We start from the raw sequence: 25,661 nt of genomic DNA, 5'->3' as shown, positions 1-25,661 counted from the left end.
GAACCAGTCTGCGACTCACGCATTGGTTCGGCAAGAATTCACCCAGAGTATTCGGCTCAAACCTCGGCGGGCGCGGCAACGCGTTCGGATTCCATGAAAGTTATCGTCGACCTCCTCAAGCGGGTCTGGCAGCGCGGCCGACCCGAGACAGACGGCTACAACCTGCGCGCAAGCGAGGGCGACGACCGTTCGAGCATGGCGGATTTCGTCCGCATACTTCAAATGCACGACAGGGACGGCGGGCGGAGCAACTATCCGAATTGACCGAGCGTTGCCCGGTCACGGCCGAGCAGGAACTTTGTTCATGGCCGGAGAACCACGGGTTCCACGCGCCTTTTTTCATGAACGTTATGCTGTGTGAAAGCGATGGCGCGCAAAATGCCATACGCGAAAGCAAACTGCCTGACGGCCTTCTGCGAAAAACACGCTGATGGGACTGGCCGTTAGTTCCATGATGACAACGTCTTTGGTCGCACATGACAACGCCAGGTTTCAATATATTGTACTCGCCAACTTGACCTCGTAAGAAACTCTACCTCGTAAAGAGGATGACGTGGGCTGGCTTCGTAACCTCGTGTTGCGCTGGGATGCGCGAAATTTTTCGCTGGTTTGTCCGCATTGCAGGCAGCCGGCATCACCTGCGGTCTTCAGGCGCGGGCGCTACAGCCTCGGCGAGGAGACGCTTGCTTGCGAGCAATGCGGCGAGACCAGTGTGATCACCTTCTGGCGCTTCGAGGGACTGTCGAAACAGCCGTCAGGCTGTGGCGGCGATCCATCCGCTGCGCCGCCGCTGACGCCCGGCTCGCATCGCGCGATGAGATGAGCCTGCGGCAAGTGCCTTGCTCCATCGCTGCAGCCATTTCGTATTCGCGTTCGGGCTGATCGCATGGGCCTCGGCGTTGCCAGTCGTCCTTCTGGCCATACCTTCGATGAGATCCTTCTCGCTGCGGCTGGCGCGCCAACTCTGGGATTGAGCACCTCGAAAAAAACCCCGCCAGGGGAGAGCCGGGCGGGGCAGAAGGTTATTGGAGGCTGAGGTGCTGGGCTGCAACACCGTAGCCAAGCGAGGTTAACCCGCGCAGCTTACAAGGAGCTTACAGGCCGGCCTCGGCGATCGGCTCTTCGAGCCTGAATGCGGACAGGTCGCGTTGCCATCTCAGGGACCAATCCCGTCCCAATTCCGACACCCACTCGCAGAAATTACGACACAGCGATTGAGGAGACTCAGCGCGTTCGGCGACGCCATGGGGGAACGTGGCCCGCCGATCAGGGGTGGCATATGGATAATGTAGAGCGATCATTCGCCGCTGCGACGGCGATGGGGTTTGTTGTGCTGGTCGTGGGACTCATTCTGTTGGCCGTGCTGTAGGCCGGCACGCGGGACGAGAAGAGGCCGCCGGACGAGGCGGCCTTGCCCGTTTCATGGGCCCGTTTCGTGGGCTCGTTTCATGGCCGGCTACTTTGCATGGGGTTGTTTTCACGCATCTTGGTGAGAGCCCCAAACCGTCTTGGCCTTGCGCGGCGCCCGCCGCCGGGTGGTTGGACGTCATGAGACGAAAGCGGCCGCCAACTGAGGCGGCCTTATCTTCTTGAATTTAAACGGCCCCAACGGGGGGCCGCCAACCCGCTTGATAGGGTTTTCCTCCAGCAGTCGGGGGGGCACCTTTCGGCTGGGGGCCCAAAACGACGCGCAACCAGGCTAATTGTTCCCTATACGAAACAGGCTACCTCGTTTGGACTAGGCGGGAGCGTCTAGTTCATCGGAGGCATGAACAGAACTTGGCCTAATGGTGGCAACCGCGAACAGCGGTCATGAACAGAGCTTGGCGGGTGAAGAACGAATTAGGACACGCCGAAAATCGGCTTACGACACGGGGGGTTAAATACGGATCGTCCCCAGACGGGAAAAAGAACATATTGCGAACCTGGAACAAACGGTGTACGGTACTTTTATCGCCGAGCCGCCTCGCCAATCGTTTGTAGCAACGCCGAATCCCCGCCATAAGGAGCACGATCAGATGTCCGCCACTGCCCTGCGTATCGTCGAAGGATCTTCCATGGACAAGAGTAAAGCCCTGGCTGCCGCGCTCTCTCAGATCGAGCGCCAGTTCGGCAAGGGTTCGGTGATGAAGCTCGGCAAGAGCGACCGTTCGATGGACATCGAGGCGGTGTCGTCCGGCTCGCTCGGGCTCGATATCGCGCTCGGCATCGGCGGTCTGCCCAAGGGGCGCATCGTCGAGATCTACGGGCCGGAATCCTCGGGCAAGACCACGCTGGCGCTGCACACGGTGGCGGAAGCGCAGAAGAAGGGCGGCATCTGCGCCTTCATCGACGCGGAGCACGCGCTCGATCCGGTCTATGCGCGCAAGTTGGGGGTCAACATCGACGATCTCCTGATCTCGCAGCCCGACACCGGCGAGCAGGCACTGGAAATCTGCGACACGCTGGTGCGCTCGGGCGCGGTGGATGTGATGGTGATCGATTCGGTCGCAGCACTCGTGCCGAAGGCCGAGCTTGAAGGCGAGATGGGTGAATCGCTGCCCGGTCTCCAGGCGCGGTTGATGAGCCAGGCGCTGCGCAAGCTGACGGCCTCCATCAACAAGTCCAACACCATGGTGATCTTCATCAACCAGATCCGCATGAAGATCGGCGTGATGTACGGCTCGCCGGAAACCACGACCGGCGGCAACGCGCTGAAGTTCTACGCCTCCGTCCGCCTCGACATCCGCCGCATCGGGGCGATCAAGGAGCGCGACGAGGTCGTCGGCAACACCACGCGCGTGAAGGTCGTGAAGAACAAGCTGGCGCCGCCCTTCAAGCAGGTCGAGTTCGACATCATGTACGGCGAGGGCGTCTCCAAGATGGGCGAGATCCTCGATCTCGGCGTCAAGGCCGGCATCGTCGAGAAGTCCGGCGCCTGGTTCTCCTATGACAGCCAGCGCCTCGGCCAGGGCCGCGAAAACTCCAAGGCGTTCCTGAAGGCCAACCCTGACGTCACCGCCAAGATCGAAATGGCGATCCGCCAGAACTCCGGCCTGATCGCCGAGCAGATTCTCGCCGGCAATCCCGAGCGCGACGCCGACGGCGAGGAGCCGACGGAGGAGTAGCGCTTAGCCGAATAGAGTTTCGCGAGGAGCGGGCGCTGAGGACGTTGAGTTGCCGACGTCTTCGGTGCCCGTTTCGTTTCTGCGTGAGGGTGGGCGCGTCCGCGATGAAGCGTATGATTCTGACCAGTTCGTCCGGCGTTGGTCTCACCTACGCAGATCGCGCCGACATGGTCGTGCCGCTGATCTTTCGATTCGTCTCGGGCCCGCTGCCGACGTCGCACCACCTCGAGAAATACCTCACGGGAGGCTTTTTTAGAGGCGATCCGGAGGTGCGTTGGTCCGATCTTGTTGGCCGATCGTCCCAGAGCGGTCTCGCGCACAAGGAACTCGGACTGGTCCATTTCTGCGAGGCCTACGGCGTCGAGCTAATCGAACTGTGGTTCGATTCCAGCCCGAACAATCAATTGCAGCTCTTCTGGATCCTCGACTATCTCCGCTCCAAACCATACGCGGTAGGGCGTCTCAAACTGCGACTCATCGATTTCGATCTGTTCGGAGCAGACGGCGCTCGGCTTCGCGACCCTACCCTGCGAGAATTCAGCGTCACGGAGCGTGACTTCGAGGTCGCGCGCATCGCCTGGGAGGCCTACAGGGCACCAACGCCGGAGCTTTGTTTCGGATTGCTCGGCAGGGATTTCCCCAGCTTGCCCTTTCTGAAGCCGGCGATGGAAGAATTGCTGGCAGAACTGCCGTCACCAATGACCGGGCTGGGTGCGACGGAAGCGCGGCTCCTCGATTTGATTGCGAGGGGGTACAATCGCACAAAGGAGCTGTTTCAGCCGGGCGGGTCGCTCGAAACGCGCGTATTCGACCAGTGGGAGCTTGGCCCGCTGCTCGAAGGGCTTGGGTCCGGCCCGATGCCGGCGATCGCGGGTCTCGATCCGAAACTCGCGACGCTTGCCCCGCATGATGCGCGAGGTCGCAACGCCGCTTATCGCCGGAGTCGGCTGTCGCTAACCGAATTTGGTCGATCGGTCGTTGAAGGCCGGGAAGATTTCCGCCGCCACAATCCGATTCGGCGCTGGTGGGGCGGCACACTCTTGACCAACGAACGGCTGTGGCGCTGGGATGCGCAAAGCCGTTCGCTGGTTGCGCCGTAAGCTTTACTCCGCGGCCTGCGCGTAGTCGCTCACCGGCGGACACGAGCACACGAGGTTGCGATCGCCATAGACGTTGTCGACGCGGCCCACCGGGCACCAGTATTTGTCGGTGCGAGAGGTGCCGGCCGGGAAGCAGCCCTCAGCACGGGTGTAGGCGCGCTTCCAGTCGTCGTCGGCGATGTCGTGCACGGTGTGCGGCGCATGGCGCAGCGGCGACGCTTCGATCTTGAAGCGGCCGCCTTCGACCTCGGCGATTTCCTTCCGGATCGCGATCATCGCGTCGCAGAAGCGATCGAGCTCGGCCTTCGATTCCGACTCGGTCGGCTCGATCATCAGCGTGCCCGGGACCGGGAAGCTCATGGTCGGAGCATGGAAGCCGTAGTCGATCAGCCGCTTTGCGATGTCGTCGACGGTGACACCGCTCGTCGTCTTCAGCGGTCGCGGGTCGATGATGCATTCGTGCGCGACGCGACCCTTCGCGTTCTTGTAGAGCACCGGGAAATGCGCATCCAAACGTGCCGCGACATAGTTGGCATTGAGGATCGCGATCTCGGTCGCACGCTTCAACCCTTCGCCGCCCATCATCAGGATGTAGATGTAGGAGATGGTCAGGATCGAGGCCGAGCCGAACGGTGCGGCGGAGACCGGGCCGACCGTTGTATCCGGGCTGGTCGCGGGATGGCGATTCTCCGGATGGCTTGGAAGGAACGGCGCAAGGTGCGCCTTCACGCCGATCGGGCCCATGCCGGGGCCGCCGCCGCCATGCGGGATGCAGAAGGTCTTGTGCAAATTGAGATGGCTGACATCGGCGCCGTAATCGCCGGGCCGTGACAGGCCGACCTGCGCGTTCAGGTTTGCGCCATCGAGATAGACCTGGCCGCCATGGCCATGCACGATGTCGCAGATCTCGCTGATGTGCTCCTCGAACACGCCGTGCGTCGAGGGATAGGTGATCATCATGGCGGCGAGATCGTTCGAGTGCTTCTCGGCCTTTGCACGAAGATCGTTGACGTCGACGTCACCGTTCTTCTCGCAGGCGACGACCACCACCTCCATGCCGACCATCGCGGCCGAGGCCGGATTGGTGCCGTGCGCGGAGGAGGGGATCAGGCAGACCTTGCGGTGGCTTTCGCCGCGCGCTGCGTGATAGCCGCGGATCGCAAGCAGCCCGGCATATTCGCCTTGCGCGCCGGAATTCGGCTGCAGCGAGATCGCGTCATAGCCGGTGATGTCGCACAGCCATTTTTCGAGCCGCGCGAACAGCGCGTGATAGCCGCGTGCCTGCTCGCTTGGCGCGAATGGATGCAGGTTGCCGAACTCCGGCCAGGTCAGCGGCATCATCTCGGTGGTCGCGTTCAGCTTCATCGTGCACGAGCCCAGCGGAATCATCGCACGGTCGAGCGCGAGGTCGCGGTCTGAGAGCTTGCGCATGTAGCGCAGCAGCTCGGTTTCCGAGCGGTGCGCGTGGAACACCGTGTGGGTGAGGAAGGGCGTCGTCCGCTTCAACGCGTCAGGCAGCGCCTCGCGCGTGGTCGCGTCGATCTCGGCATAAGCGAGCTTGCCGCCGAACGCGCGCCAGACGGCCTCGATCGTGGCCGGCGTCGTGGTCTCGTCGAGCGCGATGCGCAGGGCACCATCACCAAGGCCGAGATTGATCTTCTCGGATGCCGCGCGCTCTGCGATCTCGCCGCGCTTCGCGCCGACGTCCACGGCGACCGTGTCGAAGAAGTTTTCGGAAGCTGGCGCAAAGCCGAGCTTGCGCAGGCCCGCGGCCAGCACGGTGGTGCGGCGATGCACCGTGCGAGCGATCTGCGAGAGGCCTTCGGGGCCGTGATAGACGGCGTACATCGAGGCGATCACCGCGAGCAGCACCTGCGCGGTGCAGATGTTGGAGGTCGCCTTCTCGCGGCGGATATGCTGCTCGCGAGTCTGGAGCGCGAGGCGATAGGCCGGCGCGCCGCGCGAGTCGACGGAGAGGCCGACGATGCGGCCGGGTAGCGAGCGCTTCAGCGCATCGCGCACCGCCATGTACGCCGCATGCGGTCCACCGTAGCCCATTGGCACGCCAAAGCGCTGCGCCGAGCCGATCGCGATATCGGCGCCGAGTTCGCCGGGCGAGGCGAGCAGCGTCAGCGCCAGCAGATCGGCGGCAACGATCGCGAGCGCGCCCTTGGCGCGCAGCGTCGCGATTGTCGGCCGCAGGTCGCGCACTGCGCCCGACGAACCCGGATATTGCAGCAGCGCGCCAAGCACGTCGGTCTTGTCGAGATCAGTGAGGGGATCGCCGACGATCAGGTTCCAGCCCAGGGGTTCGGCGCGGGTGCGCATCACCGCGAGGGTCTGGGGATGCACGTCCTTGTCGACGAAGAAGGCTTGCGCTTTCACCTGCGAGTGCCGCTCCGCGAGCGCCATGGCCTCCGCCGCAGCCGTCGCCTCATCGAGCAGCGAGGCATTGGCAACATCGAGCCCGGTGAGATCGCAGATCATGGTCTGGAAGTTGAACAGAGCTTCCAGCCGGCCCTGGCTGATCTCGGGTTGGTAGGGCGTGTAGGCCGTGTACCAGGCGGGATTTTCCAGAATGTTGCGCTGGATGACCGCGGGCAAGATCGTGCCTGAATAGCCCTGGCCGATCAGCGAGGTGAACACCTGGTTCTGGGCTGCAAGCTCGCCCATATGCGAGATCGCTTCGGTCTCGCTCAAGGGCTTGCCGAGATCGAGGGGAGCTGCCTGCCGGATCGAGGCCGGCAGCGTCTCCGCCATCAGCGCGTCCATGCTTTTTGCGCCGACGGTGTCCAGCATCGCCGCGACATCGCGTGCGGAGGGGCCGATGTGGCGGCGAACGAAAGAGGCGGTGTCGCCGTTGGATTTGCGGTGCGCGGTCATCATTGGTCCTCGCTTTACGCCGTGTGCGCCTTGTAGGCGGCCTCGTCCATGAGACCGCCGAGCTCGCTCTTGTCGGCAATCTTGATCTTGAAGAACCACGCCTTGCTTGCGGCGTCCGAATTGACCAGCGCCGGCTCATCGACGACCGCCTGGTTGACCTCGAGCACCTCGCCCGAGATCGGTGCATAGACGTCGGACGCCGCCTTCACGGACTCGACCACGGCCGCAGCTTCCGTCTTCTTCAGCGCGCGGCCGACCTTGGGCAGCTCGACGAACACGACGTCGCCGAGCTGCTGCTGGGCGTAATCGGTGATGCCGACGGTTGCGACATCGCCGTCAATGTTCAGCCATTCATGGTCGGAGGTGTACAGCGTCGTGGTCATTCTCAGTCCTCAGCGTTTGTAGGTGTTTTTCACGAATGGCATGGCGGCGACGGTGAGCGGCAGCCGCTGGCTGCGCACTTCGGCAAAGAGCTTCGTGCCGAGCGCGCTTTTCGCAGTGGGCACATAGCCCATCGCCACCGGTGCATTCAGGCTCGGGCCAAAACCGCCGGACGTGACGGTGCCGATCGCTTCGCTCGAGGTCGCGTCCGCAAACAAGAGCGCGCCTTCACGCACCGGCGCGCGGCCTTCGGCCCGCAGCCCGACGCGGCGACGCGATGCGCCCTGATCGAAATGGGCGAGGAGCTTTTGCGCGCCCGGAAAACCACCGGCGCGGGCGCCGCCGGTGCGGCGGCTCTTCTGCACCGACCATTCCAGCGCGGCTTCGACCGGCGTGGTTGCGGTGTCGATGTCGTGGCCGTAGAGGCAAAGCCCGGCTTCGAGCCGCAGGCTATCACGGGCGCCGAGGCCAATCGGCAGCACGTCGGAATTTGCGAGCAGCGCCTTTGCCAGGCGTTCGGCATCGCCTGCGGGAACCGAGATCTCGAACCCGTCCTCGCCGGTGTAGCCCGAGCGCGACACGAAACAGTCGATGCCATCGACCTTGCGCGGGCCTGCGTCCATGAACTTCATGGACGGAGCCTCTGCACAAAGTTTCGCCAGCACGGCTTCGGCCTTCGGCCCCTGGAGCGCGATCAACGCGCGGTCGTTCAGCGACTCGATGATGCCGTCATCGGAGAGGTGCGCGCGCAGATGCGCCTCGTCCTCGGCCTTGCAGGCGGCGTTGACGACCAGGAACAGGTGATCGCCGAAATTGGCGACCATCAAATCGTCGAGGATGCCGCCGTCCGAATTGGTGAACTGGGCGTAGCGCTGCCGCCCGGGCGCGAGCGCCACGATGTCCTGCGGCACCAGCCGCTCCAGCGCGCGCGCCGCGTCCTCGACCTTGCCGGACTTCGGCCGGAGCGCGATCTGGCCCATATGGGACACGTCGAACAGGCCGGCGGAGCTGCGGGTATGCAGGTGCTCTTTCAGGACGCCCGCAGGGTACTGCACGGGCATTTCATAGCCGGCGAACGGCACCATCTTGCCGCCAAGCGACACGTGCAGGGCGTAAAGGGGGGTACGTCTGAGGGAGTTTTGGTCGTCGCGCGCAAGCATCACAGGGGCCCTCGCGGTTCCCGGGGAGGATTCCCCGAAAAACCAGTCGAAGCCCCATCTGTCGCTGTGCCTGAGAGTATTATCCCGTCGGCGGGTGCCATCCGGGCTTCGATGCCCGTCGGCGCCTCTTTCCAGATGCTGTCAAAGCCACGCGGTCCTTTTGCCTGAGAGTTTCCGGGGCGGTTGCTCCTTCGGCGCCGGCTACCAAAGCCGGTCTCTCCCGACGTGGCCGTACGATACAGGTAGGTACAGAACACAGGCCGGCCAAGGCTGTCAACGCGGCTGCTGCAGCTATCAACGGCGGATTGAGCGCGTGCGGCAACCCTCTGATCTCTCTGCACAGTTTCTGGACAGGGCAGCTCACCTTGTCTAAAAGCGCTATCGCCCGCAGATATCAGCCTTGGTGTCGAGTTTGGATGGCTCTGGCGGGTCCTATCACCCGATTGGATGAACATGAGCGGCGTCAACGAGATCAGGTCGACCTTTCTGAACTTCTTTGCCAAGAACGGCCACGAGATCGTGCCGTCCTCGCCATTGGTGCCGCGCAACGACCCGACGCTGATGTTCACCAATGCCGGCATGGTGCAGTTCAAGAACGTCTTCACCGGCGTCGAGAAGCGCCCCTATCACCGCGCCACCACCTCGCAGAAATGCGTGCGCGCCGGCGGCAAGCACAACGACCTCGACAATGTCGGCTATACCGCGCGCCATCTCACCTTCTTCGAGATGCTCGGCAACTTCTCCTTCGGCGACTACTTCAAGGAGCGCGCGATCGAGCTCGCCTGGACTTTGATCACCAAGGATTTCGGGCTGAAGAAGGACAAGCTGCTCGTCACCGTCTATCACACCGACGACGAGGCGCACGGGCTCTGGAAGAAGATCGCGGGCTTCTCCGACGATCGCATCATCCGCATCCCGACCTCGGACAATTTCTGGGCGATGGGCGATACCGGTCCGTGCGGCCCGTGCTCGGAGATCTTCATCGATCGCGGCGAGCATATCTGGGGCGGACCTCCGGGCAGCCCGGAAGAGGACGGCGATCGCTTCCTCGAATTCTGGAATCTCGTGTTCATGCAGTTCGAGCAGGTGACGAAGGAGGACCGGCAGCCGCTGCCGCGCCCCTCGATCGACACCGGCATGGGCCTGGAGCGCATGGCCTGCATCCTCCAGGGCGTCGACAGCGTTTTCGAGACCGATCTCTTCCGTCAGCTGATCGATGCGACCGCGTCCGCGCTCGGCAGCGGACCGAATGAGCAGACCGTTGCCTCGTTCAGGGTGATCGCCGACCATCTGCGCTCGTCGGCCTTCCTCGTCTCCGACGGCGTGCTGCCCTCGAACGAAGGCCGCGGCTACGTGCTGCGCCGGATCATGCGCCGCGCGATGCGCCATGCGCAGCTCCTGGGCGCGAAAGAACCGCTGATGCATCGCCTGGTCTGGGCGCTGGTCCGTGAGATGGGCCAGGCCTATCCGGAACTGGTGCGCGCGGAAAAGCTGATCGAGGAAACGCTGCGGTTGGAAGAGACGCGCTTCCGCAAGACGCTGGCTCGCGGCCTTGCCATCCTCGACGAGAAGAGCGCGTCCTTGAAGAAGGGCGACATGTTCGATGGCGACGTCGCCTTCACGCTCTACGACACCTATGGCTTCCCGCTGGATCTCACGCAGGACGCGCTGAAGTCGCGCGGCATCAGCGTCGACCAGTCCGCCTTCACGGATGCGATGGAGCGTCAGCGCGAGAAGGCGCGTGCATCCTGGGCGGGCTCGGGTGAGGCGGCTTCTGAGGCGATCTGGTTTCCGCTGCGCGAGAAGCTCGGGGCCACCGAATTTTTGGGCTACGAGACCGAGAGCGCCGAAGGCGTCGTCGCGGCGCTGATCAAGGACGGCAAGGAAACCGGCAGCCTCAAGGTCGGCGAGACCGGCGCGCTCGTGCTCAACCAGACTCCGTTCTATGCGGAGTCCGGCGGTCAGGTCGGCGACACCGGCGTGATGATCGGTGAGGGCGGAATCAAATTCCGTGTCACCGACACGCAGAAGAAGCTTGGCGATCTCTTCGTTCACATCGGCACGGTGGAGAGCGGCGAATTGAAGCTCGGCACCGCGCTCCAACTCGAGGTCGATCACGGACGACGCTCTTCGATCCGCGCGCACCACTCGGCGACCCATCTCATCCATGAGGCGTTGCGCCAGGTGCTCGGCGACCACATCGCGCAGCGCGGCTCGCTGGTCGCGCCCGATCGTCTGCGTTTCGACTTCGTGCATCCGAAGCCGATCACGCCGGAGGAACTCGCCCGCGTCGAGGACATCGCCAACGACGTGGTGCTGGAGAACGACGAGGTCACGACTCGCATCATGGGCGTGGATGAAGCCCGCGAAGCCGGTGCGCGTGCGCTGTTCGGCGAGAAATATGGCGACGAGGTTCGCGTCGTCTCGATGGGCAAGACCGCGCGCGAACACGGCGCCAATGCACTCGGCTGGTCGGTCGAGCTCTGCGGCGGCACTCATGTCAAGCGCACCGGCGATATCGGCCTGATCACGTTGACGAGCGAGAGCGCGGTTGCTTCCGGCGTGCGCCGTATCGAGGCGCTCACGGGGCGCCATGCGCGCAAGCACGCCAATGACACCATGGCGCTGGCGAAGACCGCTGCCGCCGAGCTGCGCACTTCGCTCGATGACGTGCCGGCGCGCATCACCGCGCTGATGGACGAGCGCAAGAAGCTCGAGCGCGAACTGTCCGACGCCCGCAAGAAGCTCGCGATGGGCGGCGGTGCATCGTCTAGCAATGGCGCAGCCGCAGGCGTGCGAGAAGTCGGCGACGTCAAGCTGATGGCGCGTGCGGTCGAAGGCATCGAGATGAAGGATCTCAAGAGCCTTGCCGACGACGGCAAGAAGCAGATCGGCTCCGGCGTGGTTGCGATCGTCGGCGTCACCGGCGACGGCAAGGCCGGCGTGGTGGTCGGCGTCACGGCCGATCTCACCTCGCGCTTCAACGCGGTCAATTTGGTCCGCGTCGCCTCCGAAGCCCTCGGCGGCAAGGGTGGCGGCGGCCGGCCTGACATGGCGCAGGCCGGCGGGCCCGACGGCGCCAATGCGGCGGCGGCGCTTTCGGCGATCGAAAAAGCCATGGTCGGCGCGTAGACACCGTGCGCCTCGTTCCGCGAGGACGTGGGCTTTTTGATCCCGATTTGAGGGATCGCCTCTACGAGCTTCTGGAGCACGACCCGCTGGCCTATTCCGCCGGGTCGCGCTTCATCCAGGTGATCATTGCCGTCATCGTGCTCGTCGTGGTGGCAATGACGCTGGCCTCGGTGCCGGAGCTGGACGCGCAATTCGGCGCGCTGTTCTCGGCGATCACCATTCTCTCCGTGATCGTGTTCGCGCTGGAATATGCGGCGCGGCTGTGGACGGTCGCCGGCCACACGCCTCGCAAGGGGTCGGCGCTGGCCGACCGGCTCTCCTACGTCTTCTCCGCGCTCGGCATCATCGATCTCATGGCGTTTCTCCCCGCAGCGATCGTGCTGGCCACCGGCCGTCACGCGACGCTGGCTGCGCTCGGCGTGCTGCCGTTCTTCAAGTTGATCCGCTATTCGCCGGCGATGCGCTCACTGTTCGCAGCCGTCCATGCCGAACGGCGCGCGTTGATCGGCTGCATCGTCATCCTGGTCGGCGTGGTGCTCACTTTCGCCTCGCTCCTCTATGCGATCGAGCGCGAGGTGCAGCCGGAAAAGCTCGGCACCATCCCGCAGGCGATGTGGTGGGCGATCGTGACACTCGGAACGGTCGGCTATGGCGACGTCGTGCCGGTGACGCCGCTCGGCAAGTTCGTCTCGGTCTTCGCGATCATCAGCGGCTTTGCCATGATCGCGCTGCCCGTCGCGATCATTTCCTCGGCTTTTGCCGAGGAGGTGAGGCGTCGCGACTTCGTCGTCACCTGGGGGATGCTCGCGCGGGTGCCGCTGTTCTCGCCCCTGACGGCATCGGAGATTGCCGACATCATGCGGCTGCTTCGCGCCCGCACGATCGAGCAAGGTGAGATTCTGGTCCGGCGCGGCGACGCCGCCTCGTCGATGTATTTCATCACGGCAGGTGAGGTCGAGATCGAGCTGCCCAACCAGCATGTGCGGCTCGCCGACGGCACGTTCTTCGGCGAGATCGCGCTGCTGCACAAGACCAAGCGCAGCGGCACGGTGACCGCGACACGCAAGACGCGGCTTCTCGTGCTCGACGCCCAGCATTTCCACGCCCTGATCGAGCGCATGCCGACGCTCGCCGCCCACGTCCACAAGACCGCCAAGGCGCGACTTGGCGAGGCCGGCGACCTAGCGGCGGCCGAGCTTGCGCAGGCGGAGAGGGAAGGCGCCGGCGGAGCGGGCTGATCGGGCAGCCCTGGATCGCTAGCCCTTGCGCAGGAAGATATATTCGGCCGAGTAGGGCGCGCTCTTGAACTCGCCGGCCTTTTCGCAAGAACCCTCGAGCTTGCCGCCATGGGTGTTGATGCGCTGGACAGTGCTGATGGGCGTCAGAACGCCACTGCCGCGGCGCGAGGCGACCTCGAGCTTCAGCCAGGGAATATCGCCTGCCGTTGCACCCGGCGCGTTGCCGATGGCCTTGCCGACCACGGCGCTGCCGTCCGCGTGCTCCCAATTGGGACCTGCATAGTGTCGGCCGATCGTCTTGCCTTCGGACAGCAGCGTCGCGATCGGTTCGCGGAAGGCCCAGGCGAGCTTGCCGTCGGTCCCTGCCTTGCACTCATAAACCTGCGCGCCTTCGGCGTGGACGCTGAGCACGACGGTCTCGCCGGGGGCGGCGATCGCCTCGGGCAGCGCATCGGCGGCGAACGCAGACGTGCTGGCCAGTGCGAAGACAGAAAAGGCAAGACTCTTGAATGTCGGCATGATGCTTCCTCGAACAAAGGTCTCGTCATTGCGAGGAGCTCTTGCGACGAAGCAATCCAGCGTCTCTCCGCGGAGACAGTCTGGATTGCTTCCGCCTTCGCTCTTCGAGCTACGGCGGACAAGTCGCTTCGCTCGCAATGACGGTGGTTGAGGCGAGACGCCGGCCTACGCCGCCAGCGCCTTCGCGAGGTTCTCGGCGACCTTGTCGAGGAAGCCGGTGGTGGAGAGCCAGCGCTGGTCGGCGCCGACGAGCAGCGCGAGGTCCTTGGTCATGTAGCCGTCTTCGACGGTGTCGACGCAAACCTTCTCGAGCGTGGTCGCAAACTTCGCCAGCTCCGGATTGTTGTCGAGCTTGGCGCGGTGGGCGAGGCCACGGGTCCAGGCGAAGATCGACGCGATCGAGTTGGTCGAGGTCTCCTTGCCCTTCTGGTGCTCGCGGTAATGGCGGGTCACGGTGCCGTGGGCGGCTTCGGCTTCCACCGTCTTGCCGTCGGGCGTGAGCAGGACCGAGGTCATCAGGCCGAGCGAGCCGTAGCCCTGCGCGACCGTGTCGGACTGCACGTCGCCGTCGTAGTTCTTACAGGCCCAGACGTAGCCGCCGGACCACTTCAGCGCCGAGGCCACCATGTCGTCGATCAGGCGGTGCTCGTAGGTCAGGCCCTTGGCGTCGAATTCCTTCTTGAACTCGCGGTCGAAGACGTCCTGGAAGATGTCCTTGAAGCGGCCGTCATAGACCTTCAGGATCGTGTTCTTGGTCGAGAGATAGACCGGGTAGTTGCGCATCAGGCCGTAGTTGAAGGAGGCGCGGGCGAAGTCGATGATGGAGTCGTCGAGATTGTACATCTCCATCGCGACGCCGGCGCCGGGGGCCTTGAAGACCTCCTTCTCGATCACGGTGCCGTCCTCACCGACGAACTTCAGCGACAGCGTGCCCTTGCCGGGGAACCTGATGTCGGTGGCGCGGTACTGATCGCCATAGGCATGGCGGCCGATGATGATCGGCTTGGTCCAGCCGGGAACGAGGCGCGGCACGTTCTTGCAGATGATCGGCTCGCGGAAGATCACGCCGCCGAGGATGTTGCGGATGGTGCCGTTCGGCGATTTCCACATCTGCTTTAGGTTGAATTCCTTCACCCGGGCCTCGTCCGGGGTGATGGTGGCGCACTTCACGCCGACGCCGACCTTCTTGATCGCCTCGGCGGCGTCGATCGTCACCTGATCGTTGGTCTGGTCGCGGTACTCCATCCCCAGGTCAAAGTAGAGGAGCTGGACATCGAGGAATGGGTTGATCAGCTTGTCCTTGATGTATTGCCAGATGATCCGGGTCATCTCGTCGCCATCGAGTTCGACGACGGGGTTGGACACCTTGATTTTTGCCATGATCGGGGGAGCCTCTTGGGAACGGCGCTTTGGCGCGCAAACGGGAATATCCGCCGCCTCTTAGCACCGGGACGCGGCGGGCGAAAGCCAAGGGATTATGCACTTTTAGCTCATCCAGCTTCCGCAGATGCGGAGGCGCGGCCGGTCATCCGGCCGGGCCCAGGGTAAGGTTTCGGGCGAGATTCAAAAGCCGATTCTAACCCCGTTATTTCCCTTGAGAATTTTGTCAGGACAGGCAAACGACGGGGTAACGGAGCCGGCCCGACAGGCCTGCTTGAATCAATTCTTTGGAGCGCCTTCCGTAAGGCCTTGAGAACCAGCGTGAAAGCAAAACGAGATGTCGGGGACTGACAAGAGCAAGGCGGGTCTCGCCCTCGAGGGCCCCATCGTGATCCTGGTCGAGCCGCAACTCGGCGAGAACATCGGCATGGCGGCTCGTGCCATGGGCAACTTCGCCCTGAGCCGGTTGCGCATCGTCAACCCGCGCGATGGCTGGCCCAACATCGCCGCCCAGCGTGCCGCGGCGGGTGCCGACCACATCCTGGAGCGGGTCGAGCTGTTCGACACCGTCGAGCAGGCGGTCGCCGACCTCGACCTGTTGTTCGCCACCTCCGCCCGCGCCCATGATCAGGCCAAGCCGGTGGTCGGCCCGGAAGCCGCGACGACCGAGATCGCCGGCCATATCGTCACCGGCGGAAAAGCCGGCATCCTCTTTGGCCGCGAGCGCTGGGGGCTGACCAACGAGGAGGTCGCGCTCGCCAACCGGGTCATCACCTTCCCGGTCAACCCTGGCTTCGCCTCGCTGAATCTCGCGCAGGCTGTGCTGCTCGTCGGCTACGAATGGTTCAAGCGGGCGACGGAGGGCGCGCTGCCGCACGGCATGCCGGAGCGCTCCGAGCGTGCCTCGCAGCACCAGATCCAGGCCTTCTTCGAAAACCTCGTGCGCGAGCTCGACCGCGTCGAATTCCTGCGCCCGGCCGAGAAGCGCGACACCATGCTGGTCAATCTGCGCAACATCTTCACCCGCATGGAGCCGACCAAGCAGGACATGCACACCCTGCACGGCGTGGTGATGGCGATCGCCGAGGGGCGGAAAGGGCAGGCCAAGGGCGGTGTGCTCGACGGCGAGCAGGCGACGCGGCTGCGCGCGCTGCTGGCCGAGCACGGCCAGGGCGGAGTGCCCGACAGCGGCAGCACCGTGCGCGGGCTCGCGCGCCTCCTCCGCCGCAACCCGACCGATGCCGAGCGCCTGCTCTGGCAGGCCCTGACCCGCGACCGCCGCTTCGCCGGCCAGTTCAAGCGCCAGACCCCGGTCGGCCGGCACATTCCGGACTTCGTCTCCTTTCAGCACCGGATTGCGATCGAGCTGGTCAACCCGGGTGAGAGCGAGACGATCGTTGCCGATCGGGCGGCAAGGCGAGCGTGGCTCGAGGCGAGGGACTACCGGGTGATCGAGATCCGGGCCGCGGATGTCGAGCTCGATCTTGAAGCCGAGCTGGTGCGGTTGGCGGCGATGCCGCGCGACAAGTCGGAAAATCCGTAGGGTGGGCAAAGCCTCGGCCATCGCTCGAAGAGCGAGGGCAGAGGCGTGCCCACACCTTCTATCACCGGGGCGAAGCAGACGAGGTGGGCACGCTCCCGCCTTCGTTCTTCGAACGAAGGCGGACGCTTTGCCCACCTACAGCGTCGGTGCCCAATCCATTGGCACGCTTCGTGCACCCCCAGCGCGATACGAAATGACGTTGCGTCTCTCCGCTTGCCGGAAGGGAGCAGAATGACGCGACGCAACCATTAGCCAAGGGAGACCCCCACATGAAACGCTCCGACCTCACCGAAAAGCTGCTCGACATCAAGCGCGAGAAGGGCTGGAGCTGGAAGTACATCTGCGAGAAGATCGGTGGCTATTCGGAGGTGCTGATCGTCGGCGCGATCATGGGCCAGATGAAATTGACGAAGCCGCAGGCGGCAAATGCCGGCGAGCTGTTCGGGCTGTCGAAGGCGGAGACTGCGATGCTCAACGAGGTGCCGATGCGCGGCACCGGCACGCCGATGCCGCCGACCGATCCCCTGATCTACCGCTTCTACGAGATGGTGATGGTCAATGGCCCGGCCTGGAAAGCGCTGATCGAGGAGGAATTCGGCGACGGCATCATGTCGGCGATCGATTTCGACATGGCGATCGAGCGCGTCGCCAATCCCAAGGGCGATCGCGTCAAGATCACCATGAGCGGAAAATTTCTGCCGTACAAATATTACGGCGCCAGCGGCAACGTGCCGGAGTACGGCTTCAAGGAGGAGTGACCGCGGCAAAGGCGTCGCGGAGCTCCTTGATCGGCGCCATCTCGCGAACATAGGTGAAGGATCCCTTCTCCTTCATCTCGCGCGCGCTGCGCAGGAAGGCTGCGAGCGCAAATCGCGACATGGCACCGCCGACGCTGATGCGCTTGACGCCGGCCTCCGACAATTGCGCCAGCGTCAGCGTCGGGTCGGCAAAGCCCGTCACCAGGTTGAAGGGCTTTGTCAGCGACGAGACGACCGTCTTGATCGTTGCGAGGTCGTACACGCCCGGCGCATAGAGCACGTTGGCGCCTGCGGCTTCAAACGCCCTCAGGCGCTTGATGGTGTCGTCGAGATCGTTGCGTCCGTGCAAAAGGTTTTCGGCACGCGCGGTCAGCGTGAACGGGACGGGCAGCGATCGGGCCATCTCCACCGCGGCCTGGACACGCTCGAGCGCGAGCGAGAAATCATAGATCGGCCGCGCCCGATCGCCCGTTGCATCCTCGATCGAGCCGCCGACTGCGCCGGCCTCGGCCGCACGCCGGATCGCCTCGGCCGCGCGCTTGGGCTCATGTGCGCCGCAGTTCTCGAGATCGACACTGACCGGCAGGTCGGTCGCCGCGACAATCGCGCGGCAATTGTCGAGGATGGCATCGAGGCTGACGGTCGAAGTGCCCTGCATGTTGGCAAGGCCGAGGCTCGTGGTGGCGAGCGCCTCAAATCCCATGGCCGCGAGCAGCTTTGCGGTGCCGGCATCCCAGGGATTGGGAATGATGAAGGCACCCGGCCGCTCGTGCAGGGCTCGAAACGTCTGTGCCTTCTCTGATTGGCTTGCCATGGCTCGCTCCATCTTATGGTGTCTGTTCGGACACCAGCGATAGGACTGTTTCCGTCATTCGCCAAATTTGTTATTTCTCTCCGCATCATCAGGTTTTTGCATGAGGTCCGTGATGGACAGCGATGCCCTCGATACGTTCCTGACCGTTCACCGCAGGGGAGGGATCTCGAATGCGGCGAAGGTGCTGCATCGCTCGCAGCCCGCGATCTCGCGCCGCATTGCGCTGCTGGAGGAAGAACTCGGCGTGCCCCTGTTCGAGCGGGTCGCAGGCCGGACGTTGCTGAGCGATGCCGGGCGCGTGCTGGTCCCCTATGCCGAGCGCGCCGTGGCGGCCGCGCAGGATGCCGAGCAGGCGATACGCGCGCTCACGAAGCAGAATTCAGGGCCGGTCTCGCTCGCCGTGACCGGCACACTCGCTGACAGTCGCCTGTCGGAGATCATGAAAGGATTTGCGCGAGCGCATCCGGACGTTGCGCTCACACTTCGCACCGCCACCAGCACGGAGGTCAGCGATCTCATCCGCCGCGGCGAGGCGACGATCGGCCTACGCTACAATGTCGACCGGTCGGCCGACCTCGCGTGCGAGCCGATCCTGACCGAGCGGCTGCAGGTCGTGTGCGCGCCTGAGCATCCGCTCGCCGGCAAGCGCGTCAGACGGCTCGCCGAGCTTCGCGGACAACGCTGGATCGCGTTTCCAGCGATCCCCGGGCGCCGCGAGATTGCGGCCTCCCACGTCTTTGCGTTGTTTCTGACGCACGGTTTGGGCGAGGTGGACTGGACACCGGTCGACAGCCTCACCGCGCAGAAGCGCCTCATCGAATCGGGCTTCGGCCTTGCGCTGCTCGCGCATAGCCACGTGGCCGAGGAGATGGCCTCGGGCACCATGTCGACCATTGCCGTCGGCGATCTCTCGGCAAGCCACGATGTGGCTGTCGTTACCCGGCGCGGCGGATTTTTGAGCATGGCCGCGCGGCAATTGCTGGAGGCGATCCGGCGTGACTACAGCGCCGTCAGTGCCGTCGTGGCCGAGCGTCCCCGGAAACTTCGCGCGGCGCGCAAAACACATGCGCGCCGGCGCGCTGAAGAGAAGGCGTGAGCTATTTCCCGGCCTTGACCTCGATCGCCGCCACGGCCAGCAGCTCGGTCATCTTGGCGCGAATCGCCTCCTGGGTGAGGGCCACGCCCTTGGCCGAAAAGTCGCCCAAAACCTTGCGCAGGACGTCGCCGTCGCCGGCTTCCTCGAAATCGGCTGCGACCACCTCCTTGGCATAGGCCGCTGCCGCCTCTCCGGTGATGCCAAGCTTCTCGGCGGCCCACAGGCCGAGCATCCTGTTGCGGCGGGCCTCGGCCTTGAATTTCTGCTCCTCGTCGAGGGCGAATTTCTTCTCGAAACCTTCCTCGCGCTTGTCCAACGTGGTCATGCTTTCCGTTCCATTTCCCTTACCTGAATCCGGCCGCGACGCCGCGTTGCGGTGACCCCGGCCGATGCCTAGATAAGGGGCACGAATCGGCAGACCAATGAGCCGTTAAGCCGCAGGCAAGACGGTATAAGTTGGTACCGGAAGAGCCGGATCGATTGTGCTGGGACAGCCAATCGGATAGGTTGCCTAAAGGTTTGGTTCCTGTTCTGTTTCTATGGGTTCCGGACCGTTCACGGCAGCTCCGCTGTGGGTTCTAATCCTTGTCAACCGGAGCACACCAAATTCATGGATTTTAACAAAACACGGTACATCCCCATGAGCCGTCGGCGTCGCATTTATGAAGGCAAGGCAAAGGTTCTTTACGAAGGTCCCGAGCCCGGCACCCTGATCCAGCACTTCAAGGACGACGCCACCGCGTTCAATGCGAAGAAGCACCAGGTGATCGAGGGCAAGGGCGTCCTCAACAACCGGATCTCGGAGTACCTGTTTCAGCACCTCAACGACATCGGGGTGCCGACCCATTTCATCCGCCGCCTCAACATGCGCGAGCAGTTGATCCGTGAGGTCGAGATCGTGCCGCTCGAGGTGGTGGTGCGGAACGTTGCCGCGGGTTCGCTGTCGCAGCGGCTCGGCATCGAGGAGGGCACGCAGCTCCCGCGCTCGATCATCGAATTCTACTACAAGAACGACCAGCTCAATGACCCCATGGTGTCGGAAGAGCACATCACCGCCTTCGGCTGGGCGACGCCGCAGGAGATCGACGACATCATGGCGCTTGCCATTCGCGTCAACGACTTCCTCACCGGCCTCTTCCTCGGCATCGGCATCCGCCTCGTCGACTTCAAGATGGAATGCGGCCGCCTGTTCGAGAACGAGATGATGCGCATCATCGTCGCCGACGAGATCTCGCCGGACTCCTGCCGTCTGTGGGACATCAAGTCGAACGAGAAGCTCGACAAGGACCGCTTCCGCAGGGACCTCGGCGGGCTCCTGGAGGCCTATACCGAAGTCGCAAAGCGCCTCGGCATCCTCATGGAGAACGAGCGTCCGGCGGGCTCGGGCCCGGTGCTGGTGAAGAGCTAAGAGGGATTATCGACGTGAAGGCACGTGTCACCGTTACCCTGAAGACGGGCATTCTGGATCCGCAGGGCAAGGCCATCGAAGGCGCGCTGAAATCGCTCGGCGTCGATGGCATCGCCAGCGTCCGTCAGGGCAAGGTGTTCGATATCGAGCTCGCCGGCGCCGACAAGGCCAAGGCGGAGGCGGCGCTGAAGGAGGCTGCCGACAAGCTGCTGGCGAACACTGTGATCGAGAACTATCGCGTCGAGATCGTCTGAGAGGGGCGGCTTACAGCCATCCCGCACGGCGGAAGCGCCAGTAGAGCGCGGTGCATGAGATCACCATGACGCTGAGCAGGGCGTAATAGCCGTACTCCCATTGCAGCTCCGGCATGTTCTTGAAGTTCATGCCGTAGATGCCGGCAAGCGCGGTGGGGATGGCGAGGATCGCGAGCCATGAGGCGAGTTTCTTCGAGACCGCGGTCTCCTGCGCCTGGCCGACCAGGAGGCTTGCTTCAAACGCGAACGCGAGCACCTCGCGCATGGAATCAATGCGCTCCTGGATATTCCTGACGTGATCGGTGACGTCGCGGAACAATGGCTGCATGGTGGGGCGGACCATCGACAGCTCGTCATGCTCCAGCCGGCGGCAGACTTCGACCAGCGGGCCGATCGCATTGCGCAGCCGCAGGAGGTCGCGGCGCAGCATGTAGAGCCGCTCGATCTGCGCCTTGCTGATCGGCTTCGAGAGCACGTCGTCCTCGATCCCCTCGACCTCATCGTGAATGCTTTCGAGCACGGGGGAGTAGTTGTCGACGATGAAATCGAGGATCGCATAGAGGATGTAGTCCTCGCCGCGCGCCAGCGCCCGCGGGCAGCTCTCGCAGCGTTCGCGCACCGTCGTATAGGACGTCGAGGCGCCGTGACGGACGGTGACGAGATAACCGTCGCCGACGAAGATGTGCGTCTCGCCGAACGCGATGCGGCCGTCGATCAGCTGCGCAGTCCGAGCGACGATGAACAGCGCCTCGCCATACTGCTCGATCTTCGGCCGCTGATGGGCGTGGTTGGCGTCCTCGATCGCGAGCTCGTGGAGATCGAATTGCTTCTGCACGGCGCTGAGCAGCGACATGTCGGGCTCGTGCAACCCGATCCAGACGACATGCCCGGGCTTCGCCCGCCAGCTGGAGGCTTCGCTGATCGCGATGTTGGCGACGCGCCGGCCGTCGACATAGGCGCCGGCCGCAACGACGCCCTCGGTGGAAATCGGCTCGGCTGAGGAGGTGAGCGACGACGGCACGTTCATGACTTCAATTCCCGGCAAAATCGTTCGGCCAGAGGGCGGTTATGGCCTGTGCACAAGGCGGCCAAGTGAGGCTAGCACTGGTAAAATCCGCGTCAAATGGTTATGTCTCCTCACGATTTGGCCGCCGGCCAGCCCGATTCCATTCCTCGCTTCGGAACTCAAAGCCATGAAAGCCGCTATCCTCGTCTTTCCCGGAATCAACCGCGAGCGCGACATGGCGCGGGCGTTGAAGCTGATCTCGGGACACGAGCCGGCGATGGTCTGGCACGCCGAGACGTCGCTCCCCGTTGGGACCGATCTCGTCGTAGTGCCAGGCGGCTTCTCCTACGGCGATTATTTGCGCTGCGGCGCCATCGCGGCACGCGCGCCGGTAATGGACGCGGTGCGCGACTATGCGGCCAAGGGCGGCCTCGTGCTCGGCGTCTGCAACGGTTTTCAGATCCTCTGCGAGTCCGGCCTGTTGCCGGGCGTGCTGATGCGCAATGCGCGGCTCAAGTTCATCTGTCACGACGTGCATCTTCGCGTCGAACGTTCCGATACGCCGTTCACCCGCGGCTACAATGCCGGCCAGGTGATCCGCGTACCGGTTGCCCATGGCGAGGGCAATTACGAGGCGGATGAGGAGACCATCAAGCGCCTCGAAGGCGAGGGCCGGGTGCTCTATCGCTACTGCTCGGCCGAAGGCGTGGTCGACGATATCAGCAACATCAACGGCGCGGCCCATTCCATCGCCGGCATCGTCAACGACAAGGGTAACGTGCTCGGCATGATGCCGCATCCGGAAAACCACGTCGAAGACATCATGGGCTGCACGGATGGGCGCGGCCTGTTCGCCGGCCTCGTCGCGCATCTCGATCGCGCGGCGTGAATCCCCTTACGGGACGCTGACGGAGGGGTGTTGGATCGCGCGAAAGACCAGCGCGAACCAGACAACTATGGATTGCTAAGCGCCGGTCGATGATGGCGCCTTCCGCTTTACCCGCTTGATCGTGCCGGAGAAGGTGAACAGCCTGCGCTCGCCGGCCATCATCTCCCCGCGCAGGAAGATCAGCGAGCCGCCGGCGCGGGTGACCTCGCCGGTGCATTCGATCAGTTCGCCCTCGTGGCCGGCATCGAGGAATTCGCAGCCAAAATTGACGGTCACACCCCGACCCTGCAGCGCATGGCGGCCGATCGCGAACAGGCAGTAATCGGCGAACGCCATGAAGCATCCGCCGTGGACGTTCTGGGACCCGTTGAGGTGCTTTTTCTCGACCCGGAAGGCGCAGCGGACGTGGCCGTCCTCCTCGAAGCGGTGCCAGAAGGGGCCGATATGGTTCTCAAAACTGTCGCGAATCCAGGTTTGCCAGCCCTTGAATTCCCCCTCGGTCGCGACGTGCAGGTCGGGGCGGGGGGAAGAAGTCGTCTTGGTCAGCTCGTGCAAGGAATAGGGCCTTCAAATGAGGGGATTTTGCCCTTAAATCCGATCCGTCCGCGCCGTGCAATTCCTGCTCCCGCGGGCCTCTTCTGCAAAACTATGGACAGTGGGAAAATGCGCCTTAAAGGGCTTTTCCCAGGCCGTGGATGTTCCTAAGAACGGCCAGACCCCGCCGAAAGCGCCGAATCCATGCTCAAGAACGAACCGAAGATCACCCCCGAACTGGTCGCCGCCCACGGGCTCAAGCCCGATGAGTATGAGCGCATCCTCAAGCTGATCGGGCGGGAGCCGACCTTCACCGAGCTCGGCATCTTCTCGGCGATGTGGAACGAGCACTGCTCCTATAAATCCTCGCGCATCCATCTCCGCGGCCTGCCGACGAAAGCACCCTGGGTGATCCAGGGCCCCGGCGAGAACGCCGGCGTGATCGACATCGGCGACGGGCAGGCGGTGGTCTTCAAGATGGAGAGCCACAACCACCCGAGCTATATCGAGCCCTATCAAGGCGCGACCACCGGCGTCGGCGGCATCTTGCGCGACGTCTTCACCATGGGTGCGCGCCCCATTGCCTGCCTCAACGCGCTGAGCTTTGGCGCACCCGAGCATCCCAAGACGCGGCACCTCGTCTCCGGCGTGGTCGCCGGCGTCGGCGGCTACGGCAATTCCTTCGGCGTGCCGACGGTCGGCGGGCAGGTGCGCTTCCACACCCGCTATGACGGCAACATCCTCGTCAACGCCATGGCGGTCGGTCTCGCCGATGCCGACAAGATCTTCTATGCGGCGGCCTCCGGCGTGAACATGCCAATCGTCTATTTGGGCTCCAAGACGGGGCGCGACGGCATTCACGGCGCCTCGATGGCGTCGGCCGAGTTCGACGACAAGTCGGAGGAGAAGCGTCCGACCGTGCAGGTCGGCGATCCCTTCGCCGAAAAGCTTCTGCTCGAAGCCTGCCTCGAGATCATGGAAAAGGGCTGTGTCATCGCGATCCAGGACATGGGTGCGGCGGGGCTCACATGTTCGGCAGTCGAAATGGGCGCCAAGGGCGACCTCGGTGTCGATCTCGACCTCGACGCGGTGCCGACGCGCGAGACCGGCATGAGCGCCTACGAGATGATGCTCTCGGAAAGCCAGGAGCGCATGCTCATGGTGCTCAAGCCCGAGAAGGAGAAAGAGGCCGAGGCGATCTTCAAGAAGTGGGGGCTGGATTTCGCCGTGGTCGGCTACACCACGCCCAGCAAGCGCTTCGTGGTCAAGCATGGCGGTGACGTCATGGCCGACCTGCCGATCAAGGAGCTTGGCGACGAGGCGCCGGTCTATGACCGGCCGCATGTCGCCTCAGGCGCACTGCCGGTCGTGCATGCGCGCGAAGTGGCGGCGCCGATGGGCATCGGTGCCGCGCTCGAAAAGCTCATCGGCACGCCAGAGCTCTGCAGCAAGCGCTGGGTCTGGGAGCAGTACGATCACGTCATTCTCGGCAACACGCTGCAGCGTCCCGGCGGCGATGCCGCCGTCGTGCGCGTAGAGGACGGGCCGAAGGGCCTCGCGATGACCGTCGACGTCACGCCGCGCTATTGCGAGGCCGATCCGTTCGAGGGCGGCAAGCAGGCGGTGGCCGAAGCCTGGCGCAACATCACCGCGGTCGGCGGCAAGCCGCTCGCGATCACCGACAATCTCAACTTCGGCAATCCGGAGCGGCCCGAGATCATGGGCCAGTTCGTCGGCTGCCTGAAGGGCATTTCGGAAGCCTGCCGCGCGCTGGATTTCCCGGTCGTGTCCGGCAACGTCTCGCTCTACAACGAGACCAACGGCCGCGCGATCCTGCCGACGCCCTCGATCGGCGGCGTCGGCGTGCTCGATGATTTCACGAAATCCGCGTCGCTCGCCTTCAAGGCCGAGGGCGAGGCGATCCTGTTGATCGGCGAGACCCATGGCTGGCTCGGCCAGTCGGTCTACCTGCGCGACATCTGCGGTCGCGAGGAGGGTGCGCCACCGCCGGTCGATCTCGCCGCCGAGAAGCGCAATGGCGATGTCGTGCGCGGCATGATCCATGCGGGCACCGCGACCGCGGCGCACGATCTTTCCGACGGCGGCCTTTTGATCGCGCTGGCCGAGATGGCGATGGCCAGCGGCATCGGCGCGCGCCTTCTGGCTGCGCCGGCCGCGCTCGTGCCGCACGCCTATTGGTTCGGCGAGGACCAGGCGCGCTACATCGTGACCGTGCCTGAGACGCAGGCCGGCCTCGTGCTCGCGAAAATGCGCGGCTGCGAGGTGCCCTGCGTGCGCATCGGAACCACCGGCGGCGACACGATCGCGATTGCCGGCGAGGCGCCGGTCAAGATCGAGTCGCTGCGCACGGCCTTTGAGCGCTGGCTGCCGGAGTACATGGGCGCGAAGGTGGCGTAAGTTGCTGCCGCATTCTCCGTCATTCCGTGCCACCGGGTCCG

22 protein-coding genes and 1 riboswitch are annotated in these 25,661 nt (G+C 64.2%); of the genes, 13 read left to right on the top strand and 9 right to left on the bottom strand.

All coding sequences use genetic code 11. The annotated features are described in order from the left end of the window. The first annotated feature begins 93 nt into the window (after nt 1–93). The 4 genes from ACV1FX_RS19675 to ACV1FX_RS19660 all read left to right on the top strand — a co-directional run bounded on the left by ACV1FX_RS19675 (nt 94) and on the right by ACV1FX_RS19660 (nt 4,207). Nucleotides 94–264, top strand: a complete 171-nt coding sequence (locus tag ACV1FX_RS19675; protein ID WP_473119202.1) for a hypothetical protein — start codon at nt 94–96, stop codon at nt 262–264. Nucleotides 265–553: 289 nt separating this feature from the next. Further along, nucleotides 554–823 (top strand): hypothetical protein, encoded by a 270-nt coding sequence (locus ACV1FX_RS19670; RefSeq protein ID WP_473119201.1) that lies wholly within the window; start codon nt 554–556, stop codon nt 821–823. 1,195 nt (nt 824–2,018) lie between these two features. After that, nucleotides 2,019–3,107, top strand: a complete 1,089-nt coding sequence (recA, locus tag ACV1FX_RS19665) for a recombinase RecA (protein ID WP_473119200.1) — start codon at nt 2,019–2,021, stop codon at nt 3,105–3,107. A 167-nt stretch (nt 3,108–3,274) separates the two neighbouring features. Continuing rightward, nucleotides 3,275–4,207 carry a hypothetical protein gene (locus tag ACV1FX_RS19660; RefSeq protein WP_473119199.1) on the top strand — a complete coding sequence of 311 codons (933 nt, stop codon included), beginning with the start codon at nt 3,275–3,277 and terminating at the stop codon, nt 4,205–4,207. 3 nt (nt 4,208–4,210) lie between these two features. Here ACV1FX_RS19660 and gcvP read toward each other — a convergent pair whose 3' ends face one another. The 3 genes from gcvP to gcvT are packed head-to-tail and all read right to left on the bottom strand — an operon-like array spanning nt 4,211 to nt 8,631. Beyond that, nucleotides 4,211–7,090, bottom strand: a complete 2,880-nt coding sequence (gene gcvP, locus ACV1FX_RS19655) for an aminomethyl-transferring glycine dehydrogenase (protein WP_473119244.1) — start codon at nt 7,088–7,090, stop codon at nt 4,211–4,213. A gap of 14 nt (nt 7,091–7,104) precedes the next feature. Next, the gene (gene gcvH, locus ACV1FX_RS19650) at nt 7,105–7,473 is read right to left on the bottom strand and encodes a glycine cleavage system protein GcvH (RefSeq protein ID WP_473119198.1); all 369 of its coding nucleotides are present in this window, start codon (nt 7,471–7,473) and stop codon (nt 7,105–7,107) included. Between the two features lie 9 nt (nt 7,474–7,482). After that, nucleotides 7,483–8,631: a glycine cleavage system aminomethyltransferase GcvT gene (gene gcvT / locus ACV1FX_RS19645; RefSeq protein ID WP_473119197.1), complete on the bottom strand. Its 1,149-nt coding sequence runs from the start codon at nt 8,629–8,631 to the stop codon at nt 7,483–7,485. A 143-nt stretch (nt 8,632–8,774) separates the two neighbouring features. After that, nucleotides 8,775–8,864: riboswitch (glycine riboswitch) on the bottom strand. Nucleotides 8,865–9,084: 220 nt separating this feature from the next. Between gcvT and alaS the strand changes: the two genes are divergently transcribed. Further along, complete coding sequence (gene alaS, locus ACV1FX_RS19640) at nt 9,085–11,763, top strand: alanine--tRNA ligase (RefSeq protein ID WP_473119196.1); 2,679 nt, start codon at nt 9,085–9,087, stop codon at nt 11,761–11,763. Nucleotides 11,764–11,768: 5 nt separating this feature from the next. Continuing rightward, nucleotides 11,769–13,001: a cyclic nucleotide-gated ion channel gene (locus ACV1FX_RS19635; protein WP_473119195.1), complete on the top strand. Its 1,233-nt coding sequence runs from the start codon at nt 11,769–11,771 to the stop codon at nt 12,999–13,001. Nucleotides 13,002–13,019: 18 nt separating this feature from the next. Here ACV1FX_RS19635 and ACV1FX_RS19630 read toward each other — a convergent pair whose 3' ends face one another. Together ACV1FX_RS19630 and ACV1FX_RS19625 are read right to left on the bottom strand one after the other, a co-directional pair. Beyond that, nucleotides 13,020–13,520, bottom strand: coding sequence for a DUF3455 domain-containing protein (locus ACV1FX_RS19630; protein WP_473119194.1), 501 nt, complete (start codon nt 13,518–13,520; stop codon nt 13,020–13,022). A gap of 165 nt (nt 13,521–13,685) precedes the next feature. Further along, entirely contained in the window at nt 13,686–14,900 is a 1,215-nt protein-coding gene (locus tag ACV1FX_RS19625) for an NADP-dependent isocitrate dehydrogenase (protein WP_473119193.1), read from the bottom strand. 337 nt (nt 14,901–15,237) lie between these two features. Between ACV1FX_RS19625 and ACV1FX_RS19620 the strand changes: the two genes are divergently transcribed. Then, on the top strand, nt 15,238–16,443 hold the full coding sequence (locus ACV1FX_RS19620; protein WP_473119192.1) for a TrmJ/YjtD family RNA methyltransferase: 1,206 nt from the start codon (nt 15,238–15,240) through the stop codon (nt 16,441–16,443). A 269-nt stretch (nt 16,444–16,712) separates the two neighbouring features. Continuing rightward, nucleotides 16,713–17,201, top strand: a complete 489-nt coding sequence (gene cynS, locus ACV1FX_RS19615) for a cyanase (protein WP_473119191.1) — start codon at nt 16,713–16,715, stop codon at nt 17,199–17,201. On the opposite strand, the gene ACV1FX_RS19610 is transcribed toward cynS, so the two are convergent. Continuing rightward, nucleotides 17,188–18,015: an isocitrate lyase/PEP mutase family protein gene (locus tag ACV1FX_RS19610; RefSeq protein WP_473119190.1), complete on the bottom strand. Its 828-nt coding sequence runs from the start codon at nt 18,013–18,015 to the stop codon at nt 17,188–17,190. The two genes, cynS and ACV1FX_RS19610, sit on opposite strands and share 14 nt — an antisense overlap. Nucleotides 18,016–18,127: 112 nt before the next feature. Here ACV1FX_RS19610 and ACV1FX_RS19605 point away from each other — a divergent pair, with 112 nt between their 5' ends. Next, nucleotides 18,128–19,111: a LysR family transcriptional regulator gene (locus ACV1FX_RS19605; protein ID WP_473119189.1), complete on the top strand. Its 984-nt coding sequence runs from the start codon at nt 18,128–18,130 to the stop codon at nt 19,109–19,111. Between the two features lies 1 nt (nt 19,112). On the opposite strand, the gene ACV1FX_RS19600 is transcribed toward ACV1FX_RS19605, so the two are convergent. Continuing rightward, a complete protein-coding gene (locus ACV1FX_RS19600; RefSeq protein WP_473119188.1) occupies nt 19,113–19,436 on the bottom strand; it encodes a DUF1476 domain-containing protein in 324 nt (107 codons plus the stop codon). A gap of 315 nt (nt 19,437–19,751) precedes the next feature. Here ACV1FX_RS19600 and purC point away from each other — a divergent pair, with 315 nt between their 5' ends. Beyond that, a complete protein-coding gene (purC, locus tag ACV1FX_RS19595) occupies nt 19,752–20,519 on the top strand; it encodes a phosphoribosylaminoimidazolesuccinocarboxamide synthase (protein WP_008974302.1) in 768 nt (255 codons plus the stop codon). A gap of 14 nt (nt 20,520–20,533) precedes the next feature. Then, nucleotides 20,534–20,773 carry a phosphoribosylformylglycinamidine synthase subunit PurS gene (gene purS, locus ACV1FX_RS19590; protein ID WP_247280678.1) on the top strand — a complete coding sequence of 80 codons (240 nt, stop codon included), beginning with the start codon at nt 20,534–20,536 and terminating at the stop codon, nt 20,771–20,773. 10 nt (nt 20,774–20,783) lie between these two features. Here purS and corA read toward each other — a convergent pair whose 3' ends face one another. After that, a complete protein-coding gene (gene corA / locus ACV1FX_RS19585; RefSeq protein WP_473119187.1) occupies nt 20,784–21,800 on the bottom strand; it encodes a magnesium/cobalt transporter CorA in 1,017 nt (338 codons plus the stop codon). A gap of 166 nt (nt 21,801–21,966) precedes the next feature. On the opposite strand from corA, the gene purQ reads away from it, so the two are divergent. Then, entirely contained in the window at nt 21,967–22,668 is a 702-nt protein-coding gene (purQ, locus tag ACV1FX_RS19580) for a phosphoribosylformylglycinamidine synthase subunit PurQ (RefSeq protein ID WP_473119186.1), read from the top strand. A 75-nt stretch (nt 22,669–22,743) separates the two neighbouring features. Here the strand turns inward: purQ and ACV1FX_RS19575 are convergent, their stop codons facing one another. Further along, nucleotides 22,744–23,223 (bottom strand): PaaI family thioesterase, encoded by a 480-nt coding sequence (locus ACV1FX_RS19575; protein WP_473119185.1) that lies wholly within the window; start codon nt 23,221–23,223, stop codon nt 22,744–22,746. A gap of 183 nt (nt 23,224–23,406) precedes the next feature. On the opposite strand from ACV1FX_RS19575, the gene purL reads away from it, so the two are divergent. Continuing rightward, nucleotides 23,407–25,620: a phosphoribosylformylglycinamidine synthase subunit PurL gene (purL, locus tag ACV1FX_RS19570; RefSeq protein ID WP_473119184.1), complete on the top strand. Its 2,214-nt coding sequence runs from the start codon at nt 23,407–23,409 to the stop codon at nt 25,618–25,620. The last annotated feature ends 41 nt before the right edge of the window (nt 25,621–25,661 follow it).

This window comes from Bradyrhizobium ingae (genome assembly GCF_055791185.1).
The sequence above is the reverse complement of the archived record's forward strand: the minus strand, read 5'-3'. Positions and strand labels throughout refer to the sequence as shown.